Origin of the sequence: Vibrio sp. 2017_1457_13 (assembly GCF_030851525.1) — a bacterium.
GTDB lineage: Bacteria > Pseudomonadota > Gammaproteobacteria > Enterobacterales > Vibrionaceae > Vibrio > Vibrio metschnikovii.
Window position 1 is genome coordinate 283,955 of sequence record NZ_VHTA01000004.1, and the last position, 25,246, is coordinate 309,200.

General features: G+C 43.7%; 21 protein-coding genes. 13 read left to right on the plus strand and 8 right to left on the minus strand.

Annotated elements, in window-relative coordinates; genetic code table 11:
* The first annotated feature begins 210 nt into the window (after positions 1-210).
* The 4 genes from FKN88_RS07390 (at position 211) to csdE (ending at position 3,196) form a co-directional block, all read left to right on the plus strand.
* Complete coding sequence (locus tag FKN88_RS07390) at positions 211-618, plus strand: DUF2850 domain-containing protein (protein WP_154169033.1); 408 nt, start codon at positions 211-213, stop codon at positions 616-618.
* Positions 619-689: 71 nt separating this feature from the next.
* Positions 690-1,793 carry a murein transglycosylase A gene (mltA, locus tag FKN88_RS07395; protein ID WP_154169031.1) on the plus strand — a complete coding sequence of 368 codons (1,104 nt, stop codon included), beginning with the start codon at positions 690-692 and terminating at the stop codon, positions 1,791-1,793.
* Between the two features lie 87 nt (positions 1,794-1,880).
* Entirely contained in the window at positions 1,881-2,690 is an 810-nt protein-coding gene (gene tcdA, locus FKN88_RS07400) for a tRNA cyclic N6-threonylcarbamoyladenosine(37) synthase TcdA (protein ID WP_154169029.1), read from the plus strand.
* Between the two features lie 74 nt (positions 2,691-2,764).
* Positions 2,765-3,196 carry a cysteine desulfurase sulfur acceptor subunit CsdE gene (csdE, locus tag FKN88_RS07405; RefSeq protein ID WP_154169027.1) on the plus strand — a complete coding sequence of 144 codons (432 nt, stop codon included), beginning with the start codon at positions 2,765-2,767 and terminating at the stop codon, positions 3,194-3,196.
* 2 nt (positions 3,197-3,198) lie between these two features.
* On the opposite strand, the gene FKN88_RS07410 is transcribed toward csdE, so the two are convergent.
* Both FKN88_RS07410 and panE read right to left on the minus strand, forming a co-directional pair.
* Positions 3,199-3,798 (minus strand): DJ-1 family glyoxalase III, encoded by a 600-nt coding sequence (locus tag FKN88_RS07410; protein WP_154169025.1) that lies wholly within the window; start codon positions 3,796-3,798, stop codon positions 3,199-3,201.
* On the minus strand, positions 3,798-4,685 hold the full coding sequence (gene panE / locus FKN88_RS07415; RefSeq protein ID WP_154169023.1) for a 2-dehydropantoate 2-reductase: 888 nt from the start codon (positions 4,683-4,685) through the stop codon (positions 3,798-3,800). Before panE ends, FKN88_RS07410 begins: the two co-directional genes overlap by 1 nt.
* 227 nt (positions 4,686-4,912) lie before the next feature.
* Here panE and FKN88_RS07420 point away from each other — a divergent pair, with 227 nt between their 5' ends.
* The gene (locus tag FKN88_RS07420; protein WP_154169021.1) at positions 4,913-6,904 is read left to right on the plus strand and encodes a bifunctional UDP-sugar hydrolase/5'-nucleotidase; all 1,992 of its coding nucleotides are present in this window, start codon (positions 4,913-4,915) and stop codon (positions 6,902-6,904) included.
* A 164-nt stretch (positions 6,905-7,068) separates the two neighbouring features.
* On the opposite strand, the gene FKN88_RS07425 is transcribed toward FKN88_RS07420, so the two are convergent.
* The gene (locus tag FKN88_RS07425) at positions 7,069-7,872 is read right to left on the minus strand and encodes an outer membrane protein OmpK (protein WP_004395881.1); all 804 of its coding nucleotides are present in this window, start codon (positions 7,870-7,872) and stop codon (positions 7,069-7,071) included.
* A 320-nt stretch (positions 7,873-8,192) separates the two neighbouring features.
* Between FKN88_RS07425 and FKN88_RS07430 the strand changes: the two genes are divergently transcribed.
* From FKN88_RS07430 to FKN88_RS07450, 5 genes are all read left to right on the plus strand, one after another.
* The gene (locus FKN88_RS07430) at positions 8,193-8,786 is read left to right on the plus strand and encodes an LON peptidase substrate-binding domain-containing protein (protein ID WP_004395880.1); all 594 of its coding nucleotides are present in this window, start codon (positions 8,193-8,195) and stop codon (positions 8,784-8,786) included.
* 251 nt (positions 8,787-9,037) lie between these two features.
* Positions 9,038-9,622, plus strand: coding sequence for an RNA polymerase sigma factor (locus FKN88_RS07435; protein ID WP_004395879.1), 585 nt, complete (start codon positions 9,038-9,040; stop codon positions 9,620-9,622).
* A complete protein-coding gene (locus FKN88_RS07440; RefSeq protein WP_004395878.1) occupies positions 9,619-10,287 on the plus strand; it encodes a ChrR family anti-sigma-E factor in 669 nt (222 codons plus the stop codon). The genes FKN88_RS07435 and FKN88_RS07440 overlap by 4 nt, the downstream gene beginning before the upstream one ends.
* Positions 10,288-10,700: 413 nt before the next feature.
* Positions 10,701-11,804: a porin gene (locus FKN88_RS07445; protein WP_154169019.1), complete on the plus strand. Its 1,104-nt coding sequence runs from the start codon at positions 10,701-10,703 to the stop codon at positions 11,802-11,804.
* Positions 11,805-11,826: 22 nt separating this feature from the next.
* Positions 11,827-15,198 (plus strand): ExeM/NucH family extracellular endonuclease, encoded by a 3,372-nt coding sequence (locus tag FKN88_RS07450; RefSeq protein ID WP_154169017.1) that lies wholly within the window; start codon positions 11,827-11,829, stop codon positions 15,196-15,198.
* A gap of 80 nt (positions 15,199-15,278) precedes the next feature.
* On the opposite strand, the gene FKN88_RS07455 is transcribed toward FKN88_RS07450, so the two are convergent.
* From FKN88_RS07455 to rdgC, 3 genes are all read right to left on the minus strand, one after another.
* A complete protein-coding gene (locus FKN88_RS07455; RefSeq protein ID WP_040904656.1) occupies positions 15,279-15,533 on the minus strand; it encodes a YfhL family 4Fe-4S dicluster ferredoxin in 255 nt (84 codons plus the stop codon).
* A gap of 2 nt (positions 15,534-15,535) precedes the next feature.
* Positions 15,536-16,936: a tRNA 5-hydroxyuridine modification protein YegQ gene (gene yegQ, locus FKN88_RS07460; protein WP_306687384.1), complete on the minus strand. Its 1,401-nt coding sequence runs from the start codon at positions 16,934-16,936 to the stop codon at positions 15,536-15,538.
* A gap of 191 nt (positions 16,937-17,127) precedes the next feature.
* Positions 17,128-18,042 carry a recombination-associated protein RdgC gene (rdgC, locus tag FKN88_RS07465; protein WP_306687385.1) on the minus strand — a complete coding sequence of 305 codons (915 nt, stop codon included), beginning with the start codon at positions 18,040-18,042 and terminating at the stop codon, positions 17,128-17,130.
* Between the two features lie 236 nt (positions 18,043-18,278).
* Between rdgC and phoB the strand changes: the two genes are divergently transcribed.
* From phoB to FKN88_RS07480, 3 genes are read left to right on the plus strand one after another with little or no spacing between them, the layout of a single operon-like run.
* Positions 18,279-18,968: a phosphate regulon transcriptional regulator PhoB gene (gene phoB, locus FKN88_RS07470; protein WP_158137929.1), complete on the plus strand. Its 690-nt coding sequence runs from the start codon at positions 18,279-18,281 to the stop codon at positions 18,966-18,968.
* 21 nt (positions 18,969-18,989) lie between these two features.
* Entirely contained in the window at positions 18,990-20,294 is a 1,305-nt protein-coding gene (gene phoR / locus FKN88_RS07475) for a phosphate regulon sensor histidine kinase PhoR (protein ID WP_004395870.1), read from the plus strand.
* 17 nt (positions 20,295-20,311) lie between these two features.
* Complete coding sequence (locus FKN88_RS07480; protein ID WP_306687393.1) at positions 20,312-21,238, plus strand: PstS family phosphate ABC transporter substrate-binding protein; 927 nt, start codon at positions 20,312-20,314, stop codon at positions 21,236-21,238.
* A 53-nt stretch (positions 21,239-21,291) separates the two neighbouring features.
* On the opposite strand, the gene ppx is transcribed toward FKN88_RS07480, so the two are convergent.
* Positions 21,292-22,821 (minus strand): exopolyphosphatase, encoded by a 1,530-nt coding sequence (gene ppx / locus FKN88_RS07485; RefSeq protein WP_170905238.1) that lies wholly within the window; start codon positions 22,819-22,821, stop codon positions 21,292-21,294.
* Entirely contained in the window at positions 22,805-24,907 is a 2,103-nt protein-coding gene (gene ppk1, locus FKN88_RS07490) for a polyphosphate kinase 1 (RefSeq protein WP_154169007.1), read from the minus strand. Before ppk1 ends, ppx begins: the two co-directional genes overlap by 17 nt.
* Between the last annotated feature and the right edge of the window lie 339 nt (positions 24,908-25,246).

Here is a 25,246-nt window from a genome sequence, read left to right on the forward strand (position 1 = left end):
CTAAATAATGACTTTTTATTCACCTATTAACAAGCGGTTTTATCGATAATAGGGAGATTATTTGTTATGGGTTTAGTCAATAAAAAGATTTAGCCATCTCTTGGGGTGTCGTTACGTAGTTCTACGCTAACATCTCCAAGGGAAGTGATGAACGAGAGACTCTTATTGGTTAGGTTTGGAATCACTCATTGATGATGAGAGAATAAGAAAGTGAACACGAATTCAACCCGTAATAAAAAATGGTTAGAGCGAATCTTAATCCTCGCGGTAGTACTGGGCGTCTCGGTGGTTATTTTGCTGTATAGCCAAGTGTTTAATCGCCTAGCAGACTCTTTTTCACCATCAAAAAGTGATATTTATGGATTGTGGATAGAGCAGAATGTCGCGCCGTATGCCGCGCAAAGAATTTATGTCCAAGCGGATGCGATTATGATTGATGGACGTATGGTGACAACCCATTATGACTTTAACGGGCGGCATTTGAGTTTTTATATCGGCGATCAAAAGATGGAATATCGGATGCTCAATGATGAATACACAGAAATGCGGCTAGTCTCCAAAGCGCATTATAACCCGACATTTCAATTGTCAGGAAAGCATCAAAAAAAACTTCGTTAACAATTCAGCCATTGCGCTTCACTGTGGAGTTTGTCATGCTTTTTGATGAAACCCAACATGGATAACTCCCAGTGATAAAACGATTATTTTCTTGTGCTACGTTAGCGCTTCTGTTTGGCTGTGCTCAGCCGACCGACCGCGCGCAACAATATACTGATGATCAATTTCCTCATATCTTAAATCAGGTTGAGCAGCTCCATTCCAATACCCCGCGTGATTTTTCTAAGTTTGCCGCACAAAGTGAGCAAGTGGTGATTAATTCTCCTTCTATGGCGGCGATCTATCAACCTTTGTATGAAAAGCTTAATGAGTGGGCGATGCAAAGCGGCGATCCCGCTGATCTGGCGCAATTTGGTGTGCAAACCGCGCAAATGGGCGGAGGCGATAAACGAGGTAATGTTCTTTTTACGGGCTATTTTTCACCAGTAATGGAACTGCGCCATACCGCCGATGAAGTCTATCGTTATCCGGTGTACGCTCTACCGGATTGTAGCGATAACTGTCCAACCCGAGCAGAAATCTACGCTGGTGCACTCGCTGGGCAAGGCTTAGAAATTGGTTATGCCGCCAACTTGATTGATCCGTTTATTATGGAAGTGCAAGGCAGCGGTTTTGTTCATTTTGAAGATGATGACACGCTCGAATACTTTGCTTATGCCGGTAAAAATAATAAAGCCTATGTCAGTATTGGCCGTATTTTAATTGAACGAGGTTTGGTTGAGCGCGCCAATATGTCGTTAAAAGCGATTAAAGAGTGGGTTCTGGCGAATGATGAGCCGACGGTACGCGAGTTATTAGAGCAAAATCCTTCTTATGTTTTTTTCCGCCCCAGTGCTGCCGCACCTGTCACGGGTAGCGCGGGTATCCCTCTATTACCGATGGCTGCGGTAGCAGGGGATCGCACTATTTTACCGATGGGCACGCCTATTTTAGCTGAAGTTCCTTTATTGAATGCCGATGGAAGCTGGTCAGGGGTGCATCAATTGCGTTTATTGATCGTGCTTGATACTGGCGGCGCTGTGAAACAAAATCACCTCGATTTGTATCATGGCATGGGGTATCGCGCTGGTATTGAAGCGGGGCATTACAAGCACTTTGGCCGGGTATGGAAGCTGGGGTTAGAGAACTCAGCGACACAAGCGCCTTGGGCTTTGCCACCTGAAAAACGACAATAACACGACACAGCCTAGACTTTTTTATCAAGAGTGCGTATAAATCGCACTCTTTCTTTTTGCCTCTTTTATACAGTGTGGATGCTTGTTATGCGTGAACTCGATACGCCTGCCTCAGACAATTACAATCAGCGTTTTGGCGGAACTCGCCGCTTGTACGGTGATAGACAAGTGGAGATCCTCCGTGCCGCTCATGTGTGCGTAATTGGGATTGGTGGTGTTGGTTCATGGGCTGTGGAAGCTCTGGCTCGCTCTGGTATCGGCGAGCTGACATTGATCGATATGGATGATGTTTGTGTGACCAATATTAATCGTCAAATCCATGCAATGACGGGCACGATAGGCAAAAGCAAAATAGATGTCATGGCTGAACGAGTGACATTGATCAACCCTGACTGTAAGGTCAATTTGATTGATGACTTCATCGACTCGGACAATCAAGCTCAGTACCTTAATAACCAGATGGACTATGTCTTAGATGCGATTGATAGTTTATCCGCTAAAGCCTCTCTGTTGGCTTATTGTCGCCGTAATAAAATCAAAGTGATTACTATTGGTGGTGCTGGAGGTCAGACCGATCCGACCCAGATTAAAGTCGCTGATTTAACGAAAACCATTCAAGATCCTTTAGCGAAAAAGCTGAAAGATCGCTTGCGTCGTGATCATCATTTTCCAACTAATCCAGCACGTAAATTTGCCATTGAGTGTGTTTTTTCTACCGAGCAACTTAAATATCCTCAAGCCGATGGTACGGTGTGCGCCGCTAAATCAAGCGCGGAAGGGCCTAAGCGTATGGATTGTGCTACTGGATTTGGCGCTGCAACTGTGGTCACCGCAACCTTTGGTTTTGTCGCGGTTGCCCGGATCATTGATAAACTTATCCAGAAACATTCAGCGTAAATATCTGCAGCAATTGAGTCAGTTGCTGCAGTGTCGAGACCTTTAACTCATCATTCGTTGCGGAGATATTATTGATGTCCAGTTTGCCTAACCATCCGTTTGGTCTCACTATTACTGATGCGCACATTCTTGCCACTATGCGGTCATTACAAGGTTGGGAAGCGCGCTATCGGCAGCTGATCCTCTGGGGTAAGCAATTGCCTGTTATGGAGGAGAGCTTAAAAAGTGATCAAGCCGTTGTCGCAGGATGTGAAAGTCAGGTCTGGTTAGTCAGCGAGCAAGATGAACAGGATGGCTGGTTATTTTTCGCCGATTCCGATGCGCGTATCGTACGTGGCTTGATTGCTGTGGTTTTAGCCGCATTAAACGCCAAAACTGGTGAGCAGATAGTGGCTTTTGATATGGATGCGTATTTTTCCGATTTGGGATTACTTGACCATCTCAGCCCTTCTCGTGGTAATGGCCTGAAAGCGATTGTCGAGAAAATACGCACAGAAATTGCCTAAGGCTATGCTTCTTCCTGTTTATCATAATGCAATTGCGGCAGTGGGATCAGGGGGAGCGCAACTTCTTTAGCTCGTTGTTTGCCTGAAAGTTGAGCAATAATTTCAATCGCAAACTCCAGTGCTGTGCCTGGCCCTTGGCTGGTTAAGAGATTGTGATTAACATCAAAGGTGACACGACGATTGCGCCAGCGTTGCTCTGGGATACGTTCTTGTAAGCTGGGATGACAAGTCATGATCGCCTTTGGATAGAGTTGGTGATGTTCTAACATCACGGCAGGGGTTGCACAAATCGCCGCGACTAAACGGCCATCGTATTTCTGCTGTTTGACGATTTCCACCAGTAAGGTGCTGTCGCGAAATACCTCCGCTCCGCCAAGGCCGCCCGGTAATACCACCGCTGCAAATTCTTCATCCGCAACATCCACTAACTTACAATCAGCGGTTAAGGTCACGCCGCGTGAGGCTTTCATTGTCAGTTGGCCAGAAAAATCGGCACTGGCAACGACCACTTCATAGTTGGCTCGAACCAAAATATCAATAATCGTTATTGCTTCCATTTCTTCGGTTCCGGGAGCGATAGGAACTAATATACGTTTGGTCATTAAGGTATCCAACGTTGTTGTAGTGAATGAATATGTTGATAAAGGCTCTGGTTGACTGGTACGGCTAAACTGTGTTGAGCCGCTTTTTTTATGACATAACCAGTAATAAAGTCTATCTCGGTTGGCCTTTGATGGGCAACATCTTGTTGCATTGATGAGTAATTTTGACTTGTTGCCTCAATAACTCGATCAATAGATTCGGTGAGTTGTTGTAGTTCGATTGGCACTTGTTCGGCTCGCATAACGCTCACCAGTTCATTAATTAACTGATTGAGTAATGGTCGATAGTTAGCGTCCGCTAACTGCCCATTGCGACAGTTCTCGATTGCTGTGAGTGGATTAATCGCGCAGTTAATTGCTAGCTTGTGCCATAAGGCATAGCGAATATTGTCTGTCCATAAAACGTGCGGTAAAGCATGGTTGAGGACATCAACCAAAAAATCACAGCGCTCGCCTTGAGCGTTGACGGCGCCTAATTGGGTGGTGCCTTGTCCGGTATGCATAACATGATGTGCGCCCTGTTTTAACGCCCCATGAGTGGTGGTTGCCATCAATAGTGGGTGATCAGAGAGCGGCTCTGTGAGTGTGTCGAGTGCCCCCATCCCATTATGAATAAACAGTAATATAGTTTGTGGAGCAAGCTTATCGAGCAAAGGAAGCAAGGCGGTTTCTACTTGCCACGCTTTAACACAAACGAGCAGTAAGTCAGCCTGTTCAAGAGTCGCTGGTTGATTATAAGCGAGAGTGATCGGCGGCAGATCATCCAGAATAAGGCAACGCTCTCCCGCTGGCTGGGTTCCCCATAAGGCGACTTGATGGCCAGCTTTATGTAATTGATAAGCCCATAAACGTCCTATTGAGCCGGGACCTAGTATGACGATATTCATCAAGTTTACCTGTAGTTAGGGCGGATGATGCTTGTTTGCTTATAGTAGCCGATGATGGCGATAAAAAACGAATCGGCAAGCAGCGCTAGTGGACCAATTAATCATTTATTCAAACCTTGAATAGAATGGCTGAACTAAATAATCCCTGCGATATCACGGAATTTTAATGTTTTTTCCGGTAAATTACAGCGGCTCTGTGACTTTAAGCGAAATAAGGAAATAAGTTTATGCAATTTAAATATGCCATACTCGCCAGTACTATCACTCTGGCGTTATTAGGATGCAGTCAAACAGATAAAGAGAGTGCCGAACAAGCGGCCTTTGAACTGACTATTGCCCATATTAATGATACCCACTCCAGTTTTGATGCGGTTCGTTCAAGCTTTTATATCAATCAACAGCGTGTGTACAACGAATTTGGCGGCCATCCACGCATTTTATCCAAAGCCAATACCTACCGTGAACAAGCTGAAAAAAACAATCAAAGCATGCTGTTTTTACATGGCGGTGATGCGTGGCAGGGTAGCGCGTACTTTAAATTGAATGAAGGGCTGATGAATGCGGATATTCTGAGCCGAATGGGTATCGACGCTATGGCGCTAGGTAACCATGAATTTGATTTAAATAACCAAAAACTGAATGCATTTTTAGATCGGATCAACTTTCCCGTTCTTGCTGCCAATATTGATACTAGTTTAGATAAAGATTTAAAAGATCAAACCAATCTAAAACCTTATGTCGTGTACGCGTTCGATGGTTATACGAAACAGCGTTTTGATGATATGAGCCAATTACCAACCGATAAGCCGTTGGTAGGGGTTTTCGGATTAGCATTGGATGATATGCCTAATATTGCTCCGAATACTGGAGACGTTCAATTTTTTGATATGGTTAAATCTGCGCAAGCGACCGTTGATGAACTGCAAGCACTGGGTATTAAGAACATCATTGCCGTCACCCACGTCGGTAATGCGATTGATTTAGACATTGCCAGTAAAGTGAATGGGATTGATTTGATTGTTGGTGGTCACTCTCACTCACTGTTGGGTGATTTTACCAATCTAGGTTTGGGCAATAACGGTATTTATGCTCAGTTAGTCACTAACCCGAATGGCACCAGTAAAACTTGTGTCGTTCAAGCCGGAGAGTTTGCGCAAGCGATTGGTAAAACGACGGTCGCGTTTGATAGTGACGGCGAACTGATTTCGTGTGCTGGCCATAATACTTTGCTGACCAACGACGAGTTTTATCATCAAGCTAATCGTCAGCAAGAGAGTGCCTTTAGCGACGATGAACGCAGTAAAGCCCTCCGTTTTATTGAGCGTCAGCGTAACATTGCAGTAGCCGCCGAAGAAGCCGCATTGCGTGCTCATATCGATAGACAATACAAGCCTGCGGTTGAGAAAGCGTATGGTGATGTGATCGCCAATGTGCCACAGGAAATTCGCCATGCTCGTCGACCAGGCGATAATAACTCTGATCAACACGGCTCGCGAGTCGCACCGATTGTCGCATTGGGACAATATTATTGGGCGGCGAGCGATGAAGTCGTGCGATTGACAGGAATGAAAGCCGACTTTGCACTGACCGGAGCCGGTGGCATTCGCACCAATATTGCTGAAGGGGAATACCGTGAAGGGGACGTGACGTTAGAAATGTTGCCTTTTGCTAACTTTATGTCGATTGTGCCAGTGAAAGGTTCGGTAATTAAAGCGTTGATCGCGAAAACCGTCAGTGAAACGTTGCCGCCTACCGCTCATGCAGGGAAATTCCCGTATGGGGGTAACTTGCGTTATGTGTTTGATGAAACCGTTCAACACCAAGCAGGGACTCTCAGTTTAATTGAAGTTAATACCGGTACATTGAATGAGCCAATCTGGAGCCCATTAGAGGATAATAAAATCTACAATGTGGCGATGAATAGCTACAACGCGACCGGTAATGATGGTTGGACACCATTATTTGAAGCACAAAAAGAGCAATCTGGTCGAGTCGATTTTGCTTATGTCGATGGTAATTTGACCGCTTTCCCAGTCAGTCACATTGAAGAAGCCGCTGGGCGTTATCAAGTACGCTATCAAGGCCATGAACTCAATTGTAAGGCGGATAATGTCGTGTGTAATACTGATGCGCGTGCTGTGGTTAAGTATATCGCAGAACAACAACCTGTATTGGAAGCGTTGGATTACCCAGTCGTGACGTTGAATCGAGTTAATTAATCGTTATCTTGGTTAAGCAAACATTTGTGATTATTAAAGCGGTTCTTTAGATGAAGGACCGCTTTTTATTTTTTGCTCGATACCGTCAAAAAAATCAGTACGACTCAATGAAAAAAGGGAGAAGCTAATGCTTCTCCCTATATACGATATTGAATAAAAAACGATTAGAATTTGTAGGTCACGGCTACGTAGTGGCCAAAGCCAGTGGTTTTTCCTGCGTTTCCACCGTCTTTTAGACCGTAAACATCTTTATAGCCTTTCAAACCATAACCAACCGCGAAGCGATCGGAATGCCAGTAAATACCGTTAAACATTGCTCCACCATTGCTTGAAGATGAATATTCCTCTTTCATGCCAAATTGGTAATCAATGTAACCTTGGTAAGAGACAAATGAGCCATTTTCAAAAAAGTAGAAAGGTTTAAACCAGTTAGTTGAAATTTGGAAACCGTTCCAATCTTTTTGATTACCTTGATAAGTTGCATAAAGGTTAACGCCAACTTTACCTAGCCATGGCACCATCACATCAGAACCAAGACCGATTTTTTGGTTATTTACAGAGTATTGATTAGTTTTGTAATCAGTTCCATCCCATTCAAATAGAGAAGCAATGTAAAGCTCTTGTACTGGGCCAAAAGAGAGATCTTTACCCGCTAATCCATCGAGAGACATACGTGGCGCAAATTTCATAAAGATTTTTGGAGCGCCAGCTTTATCGCTGTTTGATTTACTAGCAAGATTGAATACGTCGACATAACCATACAGGTCAAAAATACCTGAGCGACCACCAAATTCCATCTCTAAGTAATCGTGGCTTGATTTGCCTGGCAGTTCGTCGAATGCCCCCATCAAGTTAAACTGCATCCATTTATAATCGTTTTTATGAATATCTCCGTCAGAATAGTCAGCAGCAATAACAGGAGCAGAAGTAGCAGCCATGAGGCCAAGAGCTAAAAGTGATTTACGCATAGGGGAACTCTCTTTGTTGAGTGAACTTACAAGGCTGAATGTTGTCCTTGCTAATTGCTGGGCATAATAGCGATATATCTCTTAATTAAAAGTGAAATAAAGTGCGAAAAACTCAGTTATGTTGACTTCTGTCACACTATTTTGTTTTTTTTTATTAACCAGAATGTGTTTTTTCATTTTTTTTGCATTATTAATGCGAACTTGGCTTGTTATTATCGGAAGGATTAAACCACTCACAAAAGCAACAAAGTCGGTAAGTGATCCATTAACTGTCTATTTCGTAAACAGGAGAAGCATCAGTAAAAATAGAGGGAGGAATAATGCAAGAAATTATGCTTTTTCCATTGAGTTCGGTTGTATTGCCGGAAGGTAAAATGAAGTTACGCATTTTTGAACCTAGATACAAACGAATGATTGCGGAATGCAGCAAAGCCAATAGCGGATTTGGTGTCTGTTTATTGGATAATAAATCTGCAGACAAACGTCACCAGCTTTCGTACCTCGGTACTTGGGTTAAGATTGTTGATTTTGAAACCGTAGACGATGGTTTATTAGGGGTCACCGTTGTTGGCATTAAACGTTTTTTTATTGAACAAGTACGCAGTGAATCGGATGGGTTACGCAAAGCTACCGTCCGTTGGTTAACTAACTGGCCCACCACACCTTTGTCTGACCACCACTTATTATTGAGTGAGCAGTTACAGCAAATTTACCAACAGTTTCCGCAAGTGGGGCAACTGTATTCACATCGTTTTTTTGATGATGCGAGTTGGGTCGCTCAGCGTTGGTTGGAGATTCTCCCCTTATCAAAAGCTCAGTGGGAGGGCTTGGTCGATCATGAGAGCTGTTATCCGGCATTGTCTTTTCTTACACAGACGATTGAAATCTATGATGATTGTTCTGGTCAGGGATAGTGCAAAGCTATCGCTTTCTTTTATTGTGTGGATGATTTAATAATCACGTTTAACTTTTTAGGGATAAGAGTCGCATAGGACAAACACGAGTCTACTCTGCCTGTCTCAGCCATTTGGGTATATAATGAATCTTTCTCTAGGTATTGAAATCTCCATCATTACTCAGTCAGTGATCCACGATGACTTTACTTACGTAATATGAGTGATTGGGGAGAAATCTCAAGCCGAGGTTTTGCAAGGACAGGTATCCTATGACGAGTCAAAATCCACAAACCTTTACCCGTGATGATTGGGCTGATTGTATGGAAAAAGTGCAGCAACAGGATAAAGCCGCTTTTGGTGTCGTGTTCCACTTTTTTTCTCCCCGTCTTAAACAGTTTGTGATTAAGCAGTTAGGTAATGAGCAGGTTGCGATGGAAATTGTTCAAGAAACGATGGCGGCGTTATGGCAAAAATCGCATTTGTTCGATAGTCAGAAAAGCTCTCTGTCAACATGGGTCTACACGATTGCACGTAACCTCTGCTACGACTTAATGCGCAAGCAAAAGGGAAGGGAGTTGCACGTGCTTGCTGATGATATTTGGCCAACCGATTACTGTCCGCCAGATTTAATCGACCACTATTCTCCAGAGCATGAAAGACTGAAAGAGCAAGTGGTTAAGTTTCTTGATTTACTACCAGAATCACAGCAAAAAGTCGTAAGAGCTGTGTATTTAGAAGATTTACCGCACCAACAAGTCGCGGAAATGTTTGATATTCCTCTTGGGACCGTCAAATCACGTCTACGGTTAGCTGTAGAAAAACTAAGAACCTCGATCGATGCGGAGCCGTTATGAGTTATCATCCAGAATTATCATTACTTGAAGCGTATGCCAAAGGCAATGTTGATGCTTGTCATGGAATCGCTCTGGCGACTCATCTTGAGTTGTGTGCTCACTGTCGTCAAGTGGTTAAACAATTTGAAGAGCAACAAGGCGAGCAACTGGCTGCGCTAGAGCAAGAGTTATCGACCGATGATTGGACTGGTATGCTGGCAGAGATTATTACGACCCCAGTGCCAAGTGCGCCAGTATCGGTCTCAGAATCTTTACCGGTGACCATTGAGGTTAATGGTAAATCGATTGCGATTCCTGCTGCTCTGCGACGTTTGATCCCAGCCGAGACTAAATGGCGCAATTTTGGTGGTAAGGTTTATTCACTTCCTTTACATAGTGAAGATAAAGTGCGCATGAGTTTAATGTACATTAATCAGGCAGTGAGTGTGCCACAACACACCCACAAGGGCATCGAATCTACCTTGGTTTTACATGGTGGATTTAGCGATGAAGAAGGCCATTACGAGGTGGGGGATTTTATCCAACGTGATGCTTCTATTTGTCATGCACCACAAACCGATGCAGGTCAAGATTGCTTATGTTTAGCCATTCTCACTGAACCGATGATCTTCACCCAAGGTGTAGCGCGAGTCTTTAATTTATTTGGTAAAGGCATGTATCCCTAAACGAGTTTTTCGTTAACCTCTACTCTTCATGCTTTAGCCCCTAGGTTTATCCCTAGGGGCTTTTTATTTGAACTTCGTTTCATTGATTGAACTAAACTCTCCTTTTTTCGTTTTTTCCTTGATAAAAACCAATTCAATCAATGGCAAACGTTTGCGATTAGTTACGGAATAGTGTGATTTTGAGAGCTAACTCAAATCTTTAACAAATCCTGTTCAAGCTATTTAAGGCGGTTTTTTTTGTAACCTTATGTATTAACATTGATTATTTTATAGCAATAGAAAAGTTACTTAAAATCAATAGATTCATCGAGTGCCATGTCACAAAATCATAATGTTGCTTTATGTATAATTTTAATGATTAAGTGACTTACCTCACTATAAATGGGTTATATAACAACAGCAAGGAAAATGGCATGCGAGTATTAGTTTCTCGAAAATCAGCGTTACCTTTAGCGCTGTCCGCCGTGTTTTTAGCATTATCAGCTTCGGGCCATGCAGCTCGTGTTTATACCGCGGATAATGGTGATTATATGGATGTGTTTGGTGAAGTCGGTGTTGGTGGTTATTTTGGCAATAAAGCTAAATTTAACCAATTTAATGCTGATGAATCCTTCATTGATGATAGTTTTGCTACATTAGGAGCCAAAGGTCAGGTCGGGGGTATTCACTATCGTCTGGAGTTGGATTATTTGCGTGAAAACTGGCCTGGTGGTAATGGTGAGATGGTCACTGAAGTAGATAAAGTGTGGCTGGGTTACCGTATTTCTCCGCAACATAATATTGAAATAGGCCTGAATGATACTGCCTTTGATGATTATGATGCTTTTGGTGATTTAACCATTGAAGGTGGGGCGGAAACAAAAGAAGCAGGTGATCAATCTCGTACTATCAAGTATGAAGGGCACTACTTTGACTTGATCCGTGTCGGTGTCTCTTACAGTTATCGTGCTGAAAGTTCCTCTGGTACCCCTTTAGGTAACACAGTCAATGGCTATGTGGGCTATTTCTCTGATCCTTTGTCTGTGGTATTTGGCGCTGAAAAGCGTAATGGTTCTGGCGGTGAAGCGCGAGTGGGTGAAAAAACCTTATATGGTATCGGCTTACGTTACGCGATCACTTCAGATATTTTGCTCGGCATTAACGGTTTTATTGAATACCAAGATGAAGCTCAGCGTCGCACTCTAATCAAAGAAGCCGTTGGTGACCAACCAGCCGTTTATCAATTCAATGATTACCAAGAACTGAAAAACCATGGTGGTCTTGTTTCCCTGCAATACAGTTTGACTCCGCAATGGGATTTAATTGGTTCAGTGAACTATGAAGAATACCAAAAGTGGGACAAATTTGATGAATTTTGGGATGGCGATGTTGATCGTTGGGATAGCTGGGGTAAACGCCGTACTTGGCAAACCGTTGGTGTGCGCTATAAGCCTACCCGTTCTTCTGTGATTGAAATTGAAGCCAATATTGGTGACTCGCATTATCGCAGTTATGCCAAAGCGACAGTCTTCTTCTAATGTGCTCACAAGGACAGTATAAATGAACATAAAATTAAAGACCTTAACTGCCTCGATTGCATTGACTCTCAGTGCTTCAGCGTGGGCAGATATTAATGATATTGTTATTTCCCGCTATGTGATGGGGTTGGGAAATAGTAAGGCTATTGAGATTCTTAATACCAGTGACACCACTGCTCATACATTTGAAAACACGGCATTATATACGGTTGGAGCAACCAATGCTGGAGGTCCATTATTTAATCAAGCTGATGTACTGAATGGTCGTACCTTACCACCTAGGCAGTCATTGGTGATTTATCATGCAGGCTCTACCGATGATCTAAAAAATGCGCTTGATCCAAATGCGATGACGGTGACTCATAGTTTACAGTTTAATGGCGATGATAAAGTCTTTATTGCGCCAATAATGACTACGGATGCTGATACGGCTGTCGCTAATATTCATGATGTGGTGGGGTTAGTACAATTAGTCCCAGGTCAGAATAATAGTACCAATGGCTGGGGTTATCGTCGAACATTCCATCGTTTACCTGATGCAACGCCACAAAAAGAATACCGTTCAACAGATTGGCATGAATATCAACCTTTTACTTATGAAGGGCTAGGGGATCGCACCTTATATGGTGAAGATGCTGCTGATTTACCAGAGCCAGAACCAGTACCAGGTGTGTGTGAACTGTCTACTGCGGAAAGAAAGACTATTCGTCAAATACAAGGTGAAGGCGAATCGTCCCCTTATGTTGACAATGGTTTTTGGAGCTCTAAACCTTATAAAGTAACAGGCGTAATAGCCCAATACTCTCAAGGTGTGGGAGATTGGCGCGGCGTTTATTTACAAGATAAACACGCGGGAGATGGAAAAGGTTCAGATGGTATCTTTGTTCGTATGGATACATCGGGTATGACACCTAATTTCATCGGTAAAGAAATCTGTTTTGAAGCGCATGTACAAGAATATTGGGGAATGACTCGTCTTCTTGCCAGTGGTGTGCCAAATAACTTTATTAGTGAATATGATGTTGTTTCTGAGAATAACCCGGTCAGAATTACTCCGCTGCAAATTAATGACAGTGATTACGTGGGTGAGGGGGATGAGCGCCGGTTAGATTTCAGCCGTACCCTAGAGCGTCACGAAGGTATGTTGATTAAGCTGCCTGATGACGTTAATCCTGATCAGGATGGCAAGCAAGATATGCGTGTCAGCCGCACCTTTACTTTTGACTTTGGCTCGTTTAGACAAAATATGGTACTGGCTTATGAGCGTGTGAATATGCAGCCGAACCAGTTACATGTAGCCGGTAGTGAAGAGTCTCAAGAAGCTGCTAAAGAGAATCAGCGCCGCCGTCTATTTGTTGAAAGCGATCGCAGTGCTCGAGATGGGGAAATTCCTTATTTCCCAGCGTTTAAAGATAAACCGAACCAGAATGTCATCTTAGTGAATGACTCAGTGATGGATATCACAGGTATGCTGGTGTTTACCCGTGATGAATATCGTCTGGTGATCCCTGAATCTGATACTTCAGTAACGAGCAAGAACTTCAAGCGTAATGATATTCGACGTACTAGCCATCCAGAGTATAAAATTGAAGTTGATGGTAAGCTAGAAACATTGAAATTAAACAAGATTCCAGAAAATGGGAATCAAAATAGCATTGGTCAGCATCGTTATCAGCGTCATGATCAAGGACATTTCCCATTAGTCTTGGGTTCGAAAAACGTACTTAACTATTTCAACTCACCATTTGGTGGTGATCCAAATCGTCATGGTAATAATCGTGGTGCGTTTGATATGGAAGAGTTCGAATTACAGCAAGCGAAAGTGGTTGAAGCATTGTATCGTATGGATGCCGATATCGTTGGTTTGTTAGAAATGGAAAATAACGGCTTTGGTACTCGCTCTGCTATTGCTCAACTAGTAGACGAGCTGAACAAGAAGTACACCCGCGATCGTTATTCACATCGTTTTTACCGCGATTCAATCCAAAATCGTTACAGCTTTATTGCGATTGACTCGAATAACGATCTAGTGTTTGACCATCATGACCATGTTGGTACTGATGCCATTACTAACGCAATTATTTATCGCCCAAGCCGAGTAACCTTGACGGATAGCCAAGTTATTCGTTTACCAAATCAGAATGCGCCATCGATTACCGATCCTAAAACTGGTGAGGTCTTTATTGATAGCCAGGGACGTCCACTAAGTAGCGGCCGTGCTTTCCAACGCGATGCTCTAACCGCGACGTTCTTGGTGCATAACACAGGTAAACAGTTAACGGTTTCTGCCAACCACCTAAAATCAAAAGGTTCTAACTGTATTGATGATTGGGATGGAGTAGATGTTGCTAGTTTCAGTCCTGGTGATTCCTTGCCTGATTCTGATTTCCAAGGTCAATGTGAGAACTTCCGAGTGGCCGCCGCTTATGAGCTTGGTAAGCAGCTTGATAAAATTCCTGGTGATAAAGTTATTCTTGGTGATTTAAACTCGTATGCGATGGAAGACCCAATGTTGGTGTTAACTGAAAACCCAACGAATAAAGCTGTTTATGCCGGTCGTTATACTTATATTGGTGATCGTCCGCAATTTAGCGATTTAAGTGGTAAACGTATTGACCGTACTTTTGGTTATATCAATGCTGTGCCTTATAAAGACGTTAAATTTGAGCGTCCAAAGAGCTGGAGTTATTCGTTTAACGATGAGTTAGGTTCACTTGACCATGCGTTAATCTCGCCATCATTGCGTAATCGATTGGTTGATGCCATAGACTGGCGCATTAATAGTATCGAATCACCTCTGTTTGATTACAGTAAGCAAAATAATGGCCGTCCACATAAAGGTAGTCATTGGCAGAACTTCCACCATAATAATAATGGTCAAATGACGGTAACTCATTATCGCTCATCGGATCATGATCCAGTGTTGCTGGTTCTTGATTATAAAGTGGCAGAACGTGAAAGTTTACGTGGTCAGCAGCGTCCGGTACTATTAACCATCAACAACAGCCGAATTGATGTGCCTTTATTAATGCCTGAAACAGCTAAAGAAGGCGATAAAGTAATGATTCAGTTCGATGGTTTACGTGAACCACAACTGGCTCGTATTCCACAGCCAACGCTAAGTAAAGATGGTCAACAAGTCGTAGACGTTAGCTTGTTTGGTATCCCTGCTGGTGACGATTATGCATTACATATGCATTTAGTTCGTGGTGAAGCTAATCAGGTAGTAGACAATAGCCGTGTTAGCTTCCCAGTTGAAGTTCGTCGTCAACAAGGGCTACAACCAGAGCGCGTTATCCCTGAGTATGACCGTACTGGCGGTTCAGCAGGAAGCGCGGGCTTGTTTGGATTGATGTTAATCGGCTTGGCAGGGTGGTTCCGTCGCCGTCGCTAAGTAAATAAGTTGAATTAATCAGTAATAAAAATCCGCCTTCACTGGCGGATTTTTTTATCAAGCAACCACTAAAAAAATAGCTAAGCTAATCCTTGAAGGATAACAAATTTTTCTAGCAGTTGTTCTTCGCTTTCAATGTGTTGAGGATCCGTAATAATACAGTTATTGATCGGACACACCGACTGACAGGTCGGTTGATCATAGTGTCCTTTGCACTCGGTACATAAATCTGGGTTAATCTCATAAACGTATTCACCCATCGAAATGGCGCCGTTTGGACACTCTGGTTCACACATATCACAGTTGGTGCATTTGTCTGTGATCAATAGTGCCATGATTATTTGCCTGTTGGGTTGCGAGTATCTTGACCGGCATTGAGGTTACGCATTAATAACGCGTACTCAAGATCTAAGTCTTCAGGCATAGGAATAAACACGAAGTGACCATTACCTTTTGCATCATCAATGGCTTGCGACTTGCGGTTTTCCATCATTTCAAGAGTAAAAATGATATTGCCTTTAGGGGTCATCAACTCAAGACTGTCACCGACACAGAACTTGTTCTTCACTTCCACTTCAACTAAATCACCACGGCGTTTACCGGTAAACTCACCGACAAATTGCTGACTATCGGAGACAGAGTAACCATAGTCATAGTTTTGGTAGCTATCATGAGTATGACGACGTAGGAAACCTTCGGTATAGCCGCGATGCGCGAGGCTTTCTAAGGTGCCCATTAGGCTGTCATCAAATGGTCTGCCAGCGACGGCATCATCAATCGCTTTACGATAAACTTGAGCCGTTCGGGCGCAGTAATAGAATGACTTAGTACGACCTTCAATTTTGAGCGAGTGAACGCCCATTTTGGTTAAACGTTCAACGTGTTGAACGGCGCGTAAGTCTTTTGAGTTCATGATATAGGTACCATGTTCATCTTCAAACGCGGCCATTTTTTCTTCAGGGCGGTGGCTTTCAGACAACAGCACGACATCATCAATCGGTTTACCTAATCCTAAGGTGTTATCGGGACGCTCTGTTTGTACTTCAATCGCTTGGGCGGCGCTTGGATCGAACTGTTCGACAATTTGCCCTGAGGCATCTTCTTGTGCTTTCTCTACTTTGTATTCCCAGCGGCAAGCGTTGGTGCAAGTACCTTGGTTCGGGTCTCGTTTATTCATGTAGCCTGATAATAAACAGCGGCCCGAATAGGCCATGCACAGTGCGCCATGAACAAAGATCTCTAGCTCAGTCTCTGGGCATTGTTGGCGAATTTCTTCGATCTCTTCTAGTGACAGCTCGCGAGATAATATTACGCGTTCGACACCTTGGGTTGACCAAAACTTAACCGTTGCCCAGTTAACCGCATTAGCTTGTACTGACAAATGAATCGCCATCTCAGGAAACGCTTCACGTACCATCATGATCAGGCCGGGATCGGACATAATTAATGCATCCGGTCCCATGTCGATAACCGGTTTTAAATCGCGAATAAAGGTTTTTAATTTTGAGTTGTGTGGCTGAATATTACACACCACATAGAATTTTTTACCCAGTGCATGCGCTTCGTTAATGCCGATTTGCAGATTTTCGTGGTTAAACTCGTTATTACGTACGCGTAGGCTGTAACGCGGTTGGCCGGCATAAACAGCATCTGCGCCGTAAGCAAAGGCATAACGCATATTTTTTAGACTACCGGCAGGTGACAGTAGCTCAGGGACGAAATGGGATGTTGTACTCATTATTAGCTTCTCAATCTGATTTCAAGTCAGGCCAATACCACCTCATGGTATTGGAAAGGGCGCAAATTTTACGTCAAAAGGTAAGCGGTGACCATACTCTTTTTCAGGTTATTATTCCTTGGCGTCTTGGTCTTGTCGTGGAAGGATGAAGAGAAAGGATTCAGGCTGGAGATACCAGCCTGAATAGGCCGTTAGGCGTCGTTTGACGGTAAGCCGCCTAATACATCAAATAAGTTAGGTAATAGAGCAGAAAATTCACCACACATTAACGATAAATCCGCATCGAATCGCGCCGCTTGGTCTTCTCTTGGAATATCTTCGTTTTGGTCTTTGAGCTCATCACTAAATGCCAAACGCTTTAAGCTGCAATCTTCGGCGAGGATGAAACTGATCCGCTCTTGCCAGTTGAGCGCTAACTTAGTCACCACTTTATTAGCGGCAATATGACTGATGATTTCATCACTGGTCAGCTCTTGCTTTTTACAACGGATGGTTGCGCCATCTTCTAAGGTGGATTTTAACTCTGCTTCTTCTAAGAGCGTAAAGCCTTGTGGTACGTTGCCGTCCTTGACCCATTGAGTCAATGTGGTTTCGACCGCGACTTCAGGAATTGCTGGTACAACGGGTAAGCTGCCCATGGTTTTGCGCAGCAGAGCCAGAACATCTTCGGCTTTTTTATAGCTGCTAGCATCGACCAGAATTAACCCTTCTTTAGGCATGATCAATACATAGGTATAATGGCTACGAGTGAAGGCTCGCGGCAGCAAATCAATCATGACTTCTTCTTTTAAGGTCTCTTTCTCTTTTTTCTTGAGTGGTCGACCTTCTTGCGTCTCAATGGTGTCGACTTTGGCATTCAAAGACTCTTTGATCACCGATGCTGGGAGCATTTTTTCTTCTTTTTTGGCGCAAATCAGTATTCGTCCATCACTAACATGCGTCATCATATCGCCATGTTTACCAAGGGCATGCACCCAGCCAAACTTCTGTTTGTCTTGACTAGAGCAAGGGCTAAAACGAAATTCCGTTAGTTGAGTTTCCAGTTGATCCGCATTAAAGGGAATATCACGATTGACGCGATACACCATACAATTTTTAAACCACATAGTGCGCTTCTTTTGGTTGTTCACAATTCGTCTATGATAGGGGAATTGACGATTAATGTCTTATACTCTTACGACACGAAATGACGATTGGTTAGCGGAGTTTGGTCACGCTAATCACCTCGTAAACCGTACACAAGCGTGAACTTTATATGAAAATTAGTTTGCAAAGGTCACAAAAGTGTCATAATCATTTCCCATAATGCATAGCGTTGATTAATAACAAAGGTTATTCAATTATGTCTAGAAGGATTCTGGTCGTTGAGGATGAAGCACCCATTCGTGAAATGTTGTGTTTTGTGCTTGAACAAAAAGGCTATCAAGCAGTGGAAGCTGAAGATTATGATAGCGCGGTGACTAAGCTCGCTGAACCTTTCCCCGATCTTGTTTTGCTCGATTGGATGCTACCCGGCGGTAGCGGGATTAACTTTATCAAACACATGAAACGTGAAGAGTTAACACGTAACATTCCGGTTGTCATGCTGACCGCTCGGGGTGAAGAAGAAGATAAAGTGCGTGGTTTAGAAGTAGGAGCGGATGATTACATCACTAAACCGTTTTCACCGAAAGAGTTGATTGCGCGTTTAAAAGCGGTTATTCGCCGTGTTACTCCTACCTCATTAGAAGATGTCATTGACGTGCAAGGTTTAAAATTGGATCCCGTATCTCACCGAGTGACCGCTGATGATATGGCGCTAGAGATGGGACCGACCGAGTTTAAGATGCTGCACTTTTTTATGACTCACCAAGAGCGCGTATACAGTCGAGAGCAACTGCTGAATAACATCTGGGGCACCAATGTCTATGTTGAAGATCGTACGGTTGATGTGCACATTCGCCGCTTGCGTAAAGCTTTAGAAGATGCCGGGCATGATAAGCTGATTCAAACCGTGCGTGGCGCTGGCTACCGGTTTTCAACCAAAGCTTAAGTCGGCCCGTTGTGGAGTATTATGGTTGAACGATTAACTTGGAAAAAGCTGGCCTGGGAGCTGGCTTTTTTTTACCTTCCCTGGCTGATTGTTGGCTGGGTATTTGGGCATATGCCTTGGTTGCTGTTAGCGGCAACGGCATTACAGCTGGTTTGGCATTTGCATAATCAAGTGCGATTTTCGGCTTGGTTGTGGGATGAAAAGCGCTTAACACCCCCTTCTGGTTCAGGGAATTGGGAGTCGCTGTTTAATGGTATTTATCGTTTGCAGCAGCGGCAACGCAAAAAGCGCAAAGAGCTCACCAATTTAATTCGCCGTTTTCGTAATGGTGCAGAATCGTTACCTGATGCGGTGGTGGTGTTTCGCGCAGAAGGCAATATCGTTTGGTGTAACCGCTTAGCCCAGTATTTGTTGGGATTTCGTTGGCCCGATGATGCTGGACAACCGATTTCCAATTTGATCCGCACGCCAGGTTTTATCAATTATCTGCAGAAAAATGATTTTTCAGAACCGTTGACCATGCACTCGCCATTGAATGTTGAGCGATCTTTAGAGCTACGTATCGTGCCGTATACCGAAGGTGAACATTTAATGGTCGTACGTGATGTGACTCAGGTGAAGCAGCTTGAAGGCATGAGACGAAATTTTTTTGCTAATGTATCGCATGAGTTACGCACGCCAATGACGGTTCTGCAAGGTTACTTAGAAATGACGGAAGACCCAGATCTGCTACTCGGTCCAATGTGGCCGAAAGCCCACGGAGTGATGACCGAGCAGTTGAATCGGATGTCGAGTTTAGTTAATCAATTGCTCACCTTATCGAAAATTGAGGCTTCGCCCATTCATGAGTTGGATGAAGAAGTTGATGTCCCAGCGATGCTTGAGGTGTTAGAAAAAGAAGCGTTAAGTTTAAGTGGTGAACAGGCTCATCAGATTCGTTTTACTGTGGATAAACAGCTTAAAGTCTTAGCCGATGAAGACCAACTGCGTAGCGCTATTTCTAATTTAGTTTATAACGCCGTGAAATATACCCCAGCGGGCGCAGAGATTCAGGTTCGCTGGCAAAATACTGAACAAGGGGCGTTGTTTGAAGTGGAAGACCGTGGTGAAGGGATTGCGGCTCAGCATTTGCATCGCTTAACCGAGCGTTTTTATCGAGTGGATAAAGCGCGATCACGCGATACCGGTGGTAGTGGTCTGGGGTTGGCGATTGTCAAACATGCGCTTTCCCATCACGATAGCCATTTAGATATTCGCAGTGAAGTTGGCGTTGGGAGCTGTTTCTCGTTTGTGTTACCGAAACGTTTGGTGGTGAAATGCAATTAAGACGTTGGTTGATGGTGATGATGGCGAGTTTTCCGTTCAGCTCAGGAGCTTCGCAATCACTCGCCGATTATCATCGCGTACCGGGTATATCGGGGAGTGTCCTTTCTGTGGGCTCGGATACTCTTGCCGGGCTGACAACACTTTGGGCAGAAGCGTTTAATGAGCTGTATCCTAATGTTAATGCTCAAGTACAAGCATCAGGCTCATCGACGGCACCTCCAGCTTTAACGGAAGAAACAGCGCAATTTGGACCGATGAGTCGACCAATGCGTCTACGAGAGATTGAAGCGTTTGAACGCACCCATGGCTACAAGCCGACTGAGTTACGGATTGCGATTGATGCGATTGGTGTGTTTGCTCATCGAGATAATCCCATCGAGGGGTTAAATTTTACCGAGCTCGATCAGATTTTTTCAGTAACGTTACGTTGCGGGGCCACAGAATCGATCAACCGTTGGTCACAATTAGGTCTAGATTACTCGTGGGCACAGCGACGCATGCAGTTGTTTGGACGTAATTCGGTATCGGGAACGTACGGCTATTTTAAGCAAACCGCGTTGTGTGGCGGTGATTTTAAAGCCCATGTCAATCAACAGCCGGGTTCAGCCTCTGTGGTGCAGTCGGTCGCTTCATCGATTAATGCATTAGGCTATTCTGGGGTAGGCTATCGTGTTTCTGGAGTGAAACTGGTCCCGATTGCTCGCCAAGGACGAGATTACGTTTATCCCTCACACGATAATATTTTGTCTGGTGAATACCCTTTATCTCGTTATCTGTATTTGTACGTTAACAAACACCCAGGGCGGCCATTAATGCCGCTGGAAAGAGAATTTGTGCGTTTTATCTTTTCTAAGCAGGGACAAGATCTGGTTAGCAAAGAAGGTTACTTAGCCATTTCTGCTGAGGTCGCGCAGCAAGAATTGGCCAAAGTGGGGATTCAGTGATCCGGGTTTACCGCGCATGCCAGCAGTAAAATCTAGGCTTTGACCGGCTTGATTTAAAACGTTAACGTCCAACCAACTTTATGCCAATAGGCTTGTTCACTGAGTAAATCGATGTGCAGCAGTTTGTTGTTTTCAAGCCAAGCTGGATCACTGCATGTTAATTGCCACCGATCTTCTTTGGCACTTAAGCGAATCTCGGGAAGTGGATCATCATTGCGCTGTCCATTTAGGACAATCGCTAACCGTAACACGCGGATAAGACCGATGATGTGTTTTTTCTTATAGAGATAGAAATCGCTCATTTCACCAAGCTTCAGAGCTTTACGTTGAAAGCGAACCAGCGTCGCGAGCACCCTTTGTTGTTCACTGTTAAACCCTGGCATATTGGTGTGCTGTAAGATGTAAGCGGAGTGACGATGAAAGGCTTGTAAGCTGATGCTAAGGCCAACTTCGTGGAGTAGCGCAGCCCATTCTAGTAGCGCAAATAAATCACTGTTGGCTTTGAGTCCTAATTCGTCATTAACTTGACTCAAAAACTCTTTAGCGTAGCCCTTCACTTTTGCCGCGTGCTCTAAATCAACGAAGTGTTTGACCGCTAAGTTTTCTGTCGTGCGTAAACGGACATCGTCGTACTTGAACCTATCTTCCATTTCATACAGTAAGCCTTCGCGCAATGCGCCATCGGAAAAATGCATTTCCTTGATCTTTAATGCATTAAAGACACCGGTTAAGATGGCGACTCCGGCAGGAAAGACCGGTTTACGATCATCAGTCAGTCCGGTTAATTGAATATCCGCAATTTGATTAGACTCACACAGCTTATCGACTAATTTATGTAGCCGTTCTTGGGTGATCACGCCATCGTCGTAGCCTAAGCCAATCAATACTTCATGGATAGCTTTGACGGTACCGGATGAGCCAAACGCACGCTGCCAGCCTTTTTTACGATATTTACTGGCCATGGACTCGAGTTTTTGTTCCGCCGATAAAATCGCTTGAGCAAACTTTTTCTTGGACAGTTTATCATTGGTAAAAAAGCGTTCAGTGTAACTGACACAGCCCATCTGTTTGCTGTTAACCAATTCAGCTTCAAAGCCTTTACCGATGATCAGCTCCGTACTTCCACCGCCAATATCGACGACCAGCATAGAGTCTGCTTGCGGTTGAGTATGAGCTACACCAAGATAAATCAATCGCGCCTCTTCACTGCCAGGAATAATTTCGATAGGAAAAGGCATCACCTCTAACGCTCGTTGTAAGAAAAGGTGAGCGTTATTAGCTTGACGTAAGGTGTGGGTGGCCGCGATACGGACATTCTCGACTTTGAACCCTTGGAGCCGCTCGGCAAACATGGCTAAACAGGCTAACCCTCGCTCAATGGAGGCGTGATCCAGATTTTTTTGTTCATCTAAGCCTAATGCCAAATGCACCCGTTGTTTATGGCGGCTGATCAGTTGTAAATCTTGTTCAACGACTTTTGCGACCACCATATGGAAGCTATTTGAGCCAAGATCAATCGCCGCGATTTCTCGGCTGGTCGATTCGCTACTGTCTGGAGAAGAGATCTCAGAGTGGGTTTTCATGTGGCTCAAGGTTTCCTTTGGGTTTGCGTGTTTCTTTTTCTATTTGTTTAAGGTAGTCGTAAATAGCCAATTGTGAACGTATTTTTTTCCGATTGCCGCGTTTGACGTAACGGTTACTCATCTCTTTATCGATAACTCGAGCTTTGACGGTATCGGTAAACTGGAGATTAATGATATCGATGATCCGTTGTTTTAAACGTGGGCTACGAATGGGTGTGGTTACTTCAATCCGATGATCGAGGTTACGTGTCATCCAGTCAGCCGAAGAGATATAGACTAAAGGGTCGCCATCGTTATGGGTGATCAGTACTCGTGGATGCTCTAAGAAACGATCAACAATACTAATAATACTAATGTTATCACTGACTCCTGCAACACCGGGAACTAATGAACACATACCGCGAATGATCATTTTTATTTTAACGCCCGCACTGCTCGCACCATAGAGTTTATTGATCAATCCTTTATCAACCAAATTATTCACTTTAACTATGATTTCAGCCTTCTTACCGTTACGGGCATTGGCAATTTCACTATCAATCAATCGATACAACTGGGTACGGCTATTTCGCGGTGAAACCAGTAAGTGAGTAAATTTAATCGGGCGAAATGGATTTTCAATATACGCAAACACACTACGCACTTCATTGGTGAGTTCATGATCGGCGGTGAGTAAAGAAAAGTCAGTATAAATCCGTGCGGTTTTTTCATGGAAATTCCCGGTACCAATATGTGCATAGCGCACTAATTCACTCTCTTCTCGACGAGTAATCAACAGTAACTTGGCATGAATTTTCATTCCTGGGATACCAAAAATCACGTCAACGCCCGCTTCAGTGAGGATCCGGGACCATTCGATATTGGCTTCTTCATCAAAACGCGCTTGCAGCTCGACGACCACGACGACACGTTTACCGTTATGCACTGCATCGATCAACGAATTCATCAATTTAGAGTTTTTAGCTACCCGATAAATGTTGATTTTAATGCTGATCACTTTGGGATCAAACGAGGCTTGGCGCACTAACTCGGTGATATGCTCAAAGCGATGGTAAGGGTAGTGGAGTAAGATGTCTTGGCTACGAATGGCATCAAAGGCGTTTAAGTAACCATCGAAATCAGCACATTTGAGAGGTGGTAATGTACGGTTTTCTAAGTAATCGCGCCCAACATTGGGAAACGCGATAAAGTCTTTAAAGTTGTGATAACGACCACCGGGAAGCAGACTATCATAATAAGAAATTTTGAGTTTTTCACATAAAAACGTCAGCATGGCTTCAGGCATATCATGTTCGTAGATAAAACGCACGGGCATCGCGGTCAGTCGCTGACTTAAGCCTTCTGATAATTGTTCGAGTAAACTGTACTCAACTTCGCGGCGTAAATCGTACTCTGCATCTCGAGTCATTTTTATTGCGTAGCCGTGAAGCGTGTCGTAATCAAAAAAGCCACGGAAAATATCATCTAAACAGTAACGAATAATATTGTCGAGCAAAATAATGGTCTTGCGTCCTTTGCCTTTTTGCTCAGGTAACATGACAAAGCGAGGTAAGTGATCGGTTGGGATCTCGAGCAGGGCATAGCTTGATTGCTGGTCTTTTTTAAGCTCAACGGCAATGTAAGCGTACTCATCTTTAAGAAATTGCAATACATCAATATCATCACGCAGCAATAGCGGAGTAATATGGGGTAACACCTCTTTATGAAAATATTTACTGATCCACTTTTGCTGTAAGGGATCGAGTTGGCTCTCATTGACTAAAAAAATCCGTCGCCGGGCCATTTCGACAATCAATTCACTGTATAGACGATCAAAATCTTGGTTCAGTTTAAACGCTTTGCTCTGCATTTTACTCAGTAGATGCTTGGAGCTATCTTTTACGCCTTGTTCACGGTTGATTAAAATCCGCCGTTTGACATCGGCAAAACGGACTTTATAGAATTCATCTAAGTTATTAGAAAAAATACCTAAAAAACGAATTCTTTCAATCAATGGTACCGTTTTATCTGCCGCTTCTTGCAACACACGCTCATTAAACGAAAGCCAACTTAATTCTTTGTCGATGTACAACTTTTCGGTACTCATGGATTCCTTTCTTTTGCTTAAGCTCGAAAACCTTGACGAGATGATGCGTCTGTTTCCGCCATGCTTATCTGTTGCCTAGTTTATAATTTACGTCATCTCAATCACATCGTTTATCTATACTCATGGCGACGGACTGCCGTCTATCTGACGATTGACGTTATTTGTAGATAAGCCAGTCGCAATGATCATTGTGCAAACTAAAGCGATGATATGACATAATTATTACAAATTGAGTTGATATAGAGTGGTTTTGTTTTCAGTTGCTTATCTGCGCTGTAATATAACCGTCACGTATTTGAAATAGTATACCCTGTAGCACCATAAAGTATGAAACGCTTC

Excerpts from the sequence above, each read along its gene's own strand:
- FKN88_RS07455 (WP_040904656.1), bottom strand. The coding sequence starts at position 15,533 with ATGGCACTATTGATCACAGACAAATGCACCAACTGTGATATGTGTGAA.
- FKN88_RS07430 (WP_004395880.1), top strand. The coding sequence starts at position 8,193 with ATGCAAGAAATTATGCTTTTTCCATTGAGTTCGGTTGTATTGCCGGAA.
- tcdA (WP_154169029.1), top strand. The coding sequence starts at position 1,881 with ATGCGTGAACTCGATACGCCTGCCTCAGACAATTACAATCAGCGTTTT.
- FKN88_RS07445 (WP_154169019.1), top strand. The coding sequence starts at position 10,701 with ATGCGAGTATTAGTTTCTCGAAAATCAGCGTTACCTTTAGCGCTGTCC.
- FKN88_RS07480 (WP_306687393.1), top strand. The coding sequence starts at position 20,312 with ATGATGGCGAGTTTTCCGTTCAGCTCAGGAGCTTCGCAATCACTCGCC.
- ppx (WP_170905238.1), bottom strand. The coding sequence starts at position 22,821 with ATGAAAACCCACTCTGAGATCTCTTCTCCAGACAGTAGCGAATCGACC.
- panE (WP_154169023.1), bottom strand. The coding sequence starts at position 4,685 with ATGAATATCGTCATACTAGGTCCCGGCTCAATAGGACGTTTATGGGCT.
- yegQ (WP_306687384.1), bottom strand. The coding sequence starts at position 16,936 with ATGAGTACAACATCCCATTTCGTCCCTGAGCTACTGTCACCTGCCGGT.
- phoB (WP_158137929.1), top strand. The coding sequence starts at position 18,279 with ATGTCTAGAAGGATTCTGGTCGTTGAGGATGAAGCACCCATTCGTGAA.
- FKN88_RS07425 (WP_004395881.1), bottom strand. The coding sequence starts at position 7,872 with ATGCGTAAATCACTTTTAGCTCTTGGCCTCATGGCTGCTACTTCTGCT.
- FKN88_RS07435 (WP_004395879.1), top strand. The coding sequence starts at position 9,038 with ATGACGAGTCAAAATCCACAAACCTTTACCCGTGATGATTGGGCTGAT.
- FKN88_RS07420 (WP_154169021.1), top strand. The coding sequence starts at position 4,913 with ATGCAATTTAAATATGCCATACTCGCCAGTACTATCACTCTGGCGTTA.
- csdE (WP_154169027.1), top strand. The coding sequence starts at position 2,765 with ATGTCCAGTTTGCCTAACCATCCGTTTGGTCTCACTATTACTGATGCG.
- FKN88_RS07410 (WP_154169025.1), bottom strand. The coding sequence starts at position 3,798 with ATGACCAAACGTATATTAGTTCCTATCGCTCCCGGAACCGAAGAAATG.
- FKN88_RS07450 (WP_154169017.1), top strand. The coding sequence starts at position 11,827 with ATGAACATAAAATTAAAGACCTTAACTGCCTCGATTGCATTGACTCTC.
- FKN88_RS07440 (WP_004395878.1), top strand. The coding sequence starts at position 9,619 with ATGAGTTATCATCCAGAATTATCATTACTTGAAGCGTATGCCAAAGGC.
- rdgC (WP_306687385.1), bottom strand. The coding sequence starts at position 18,042 with ATGTGGTTTAAAAATTGTATGGTGTATCGCGTCAATCGTGATATTCCC.
- ppk1 (WP_154169007.1), bottom strand. The coding sequence starts at position 24,907 with ATGAGTACCGAAAAGTTGTACATCGACAAAGAATTAAGTTGGCTTTCG.
- phoR (WP_004395870.1), top strand. The coding sequence starts at position 18,990 with ATGGTTGAACGATTAACTTGGAAAAAGCTGGCCTGGGAGCTGGCTTTT.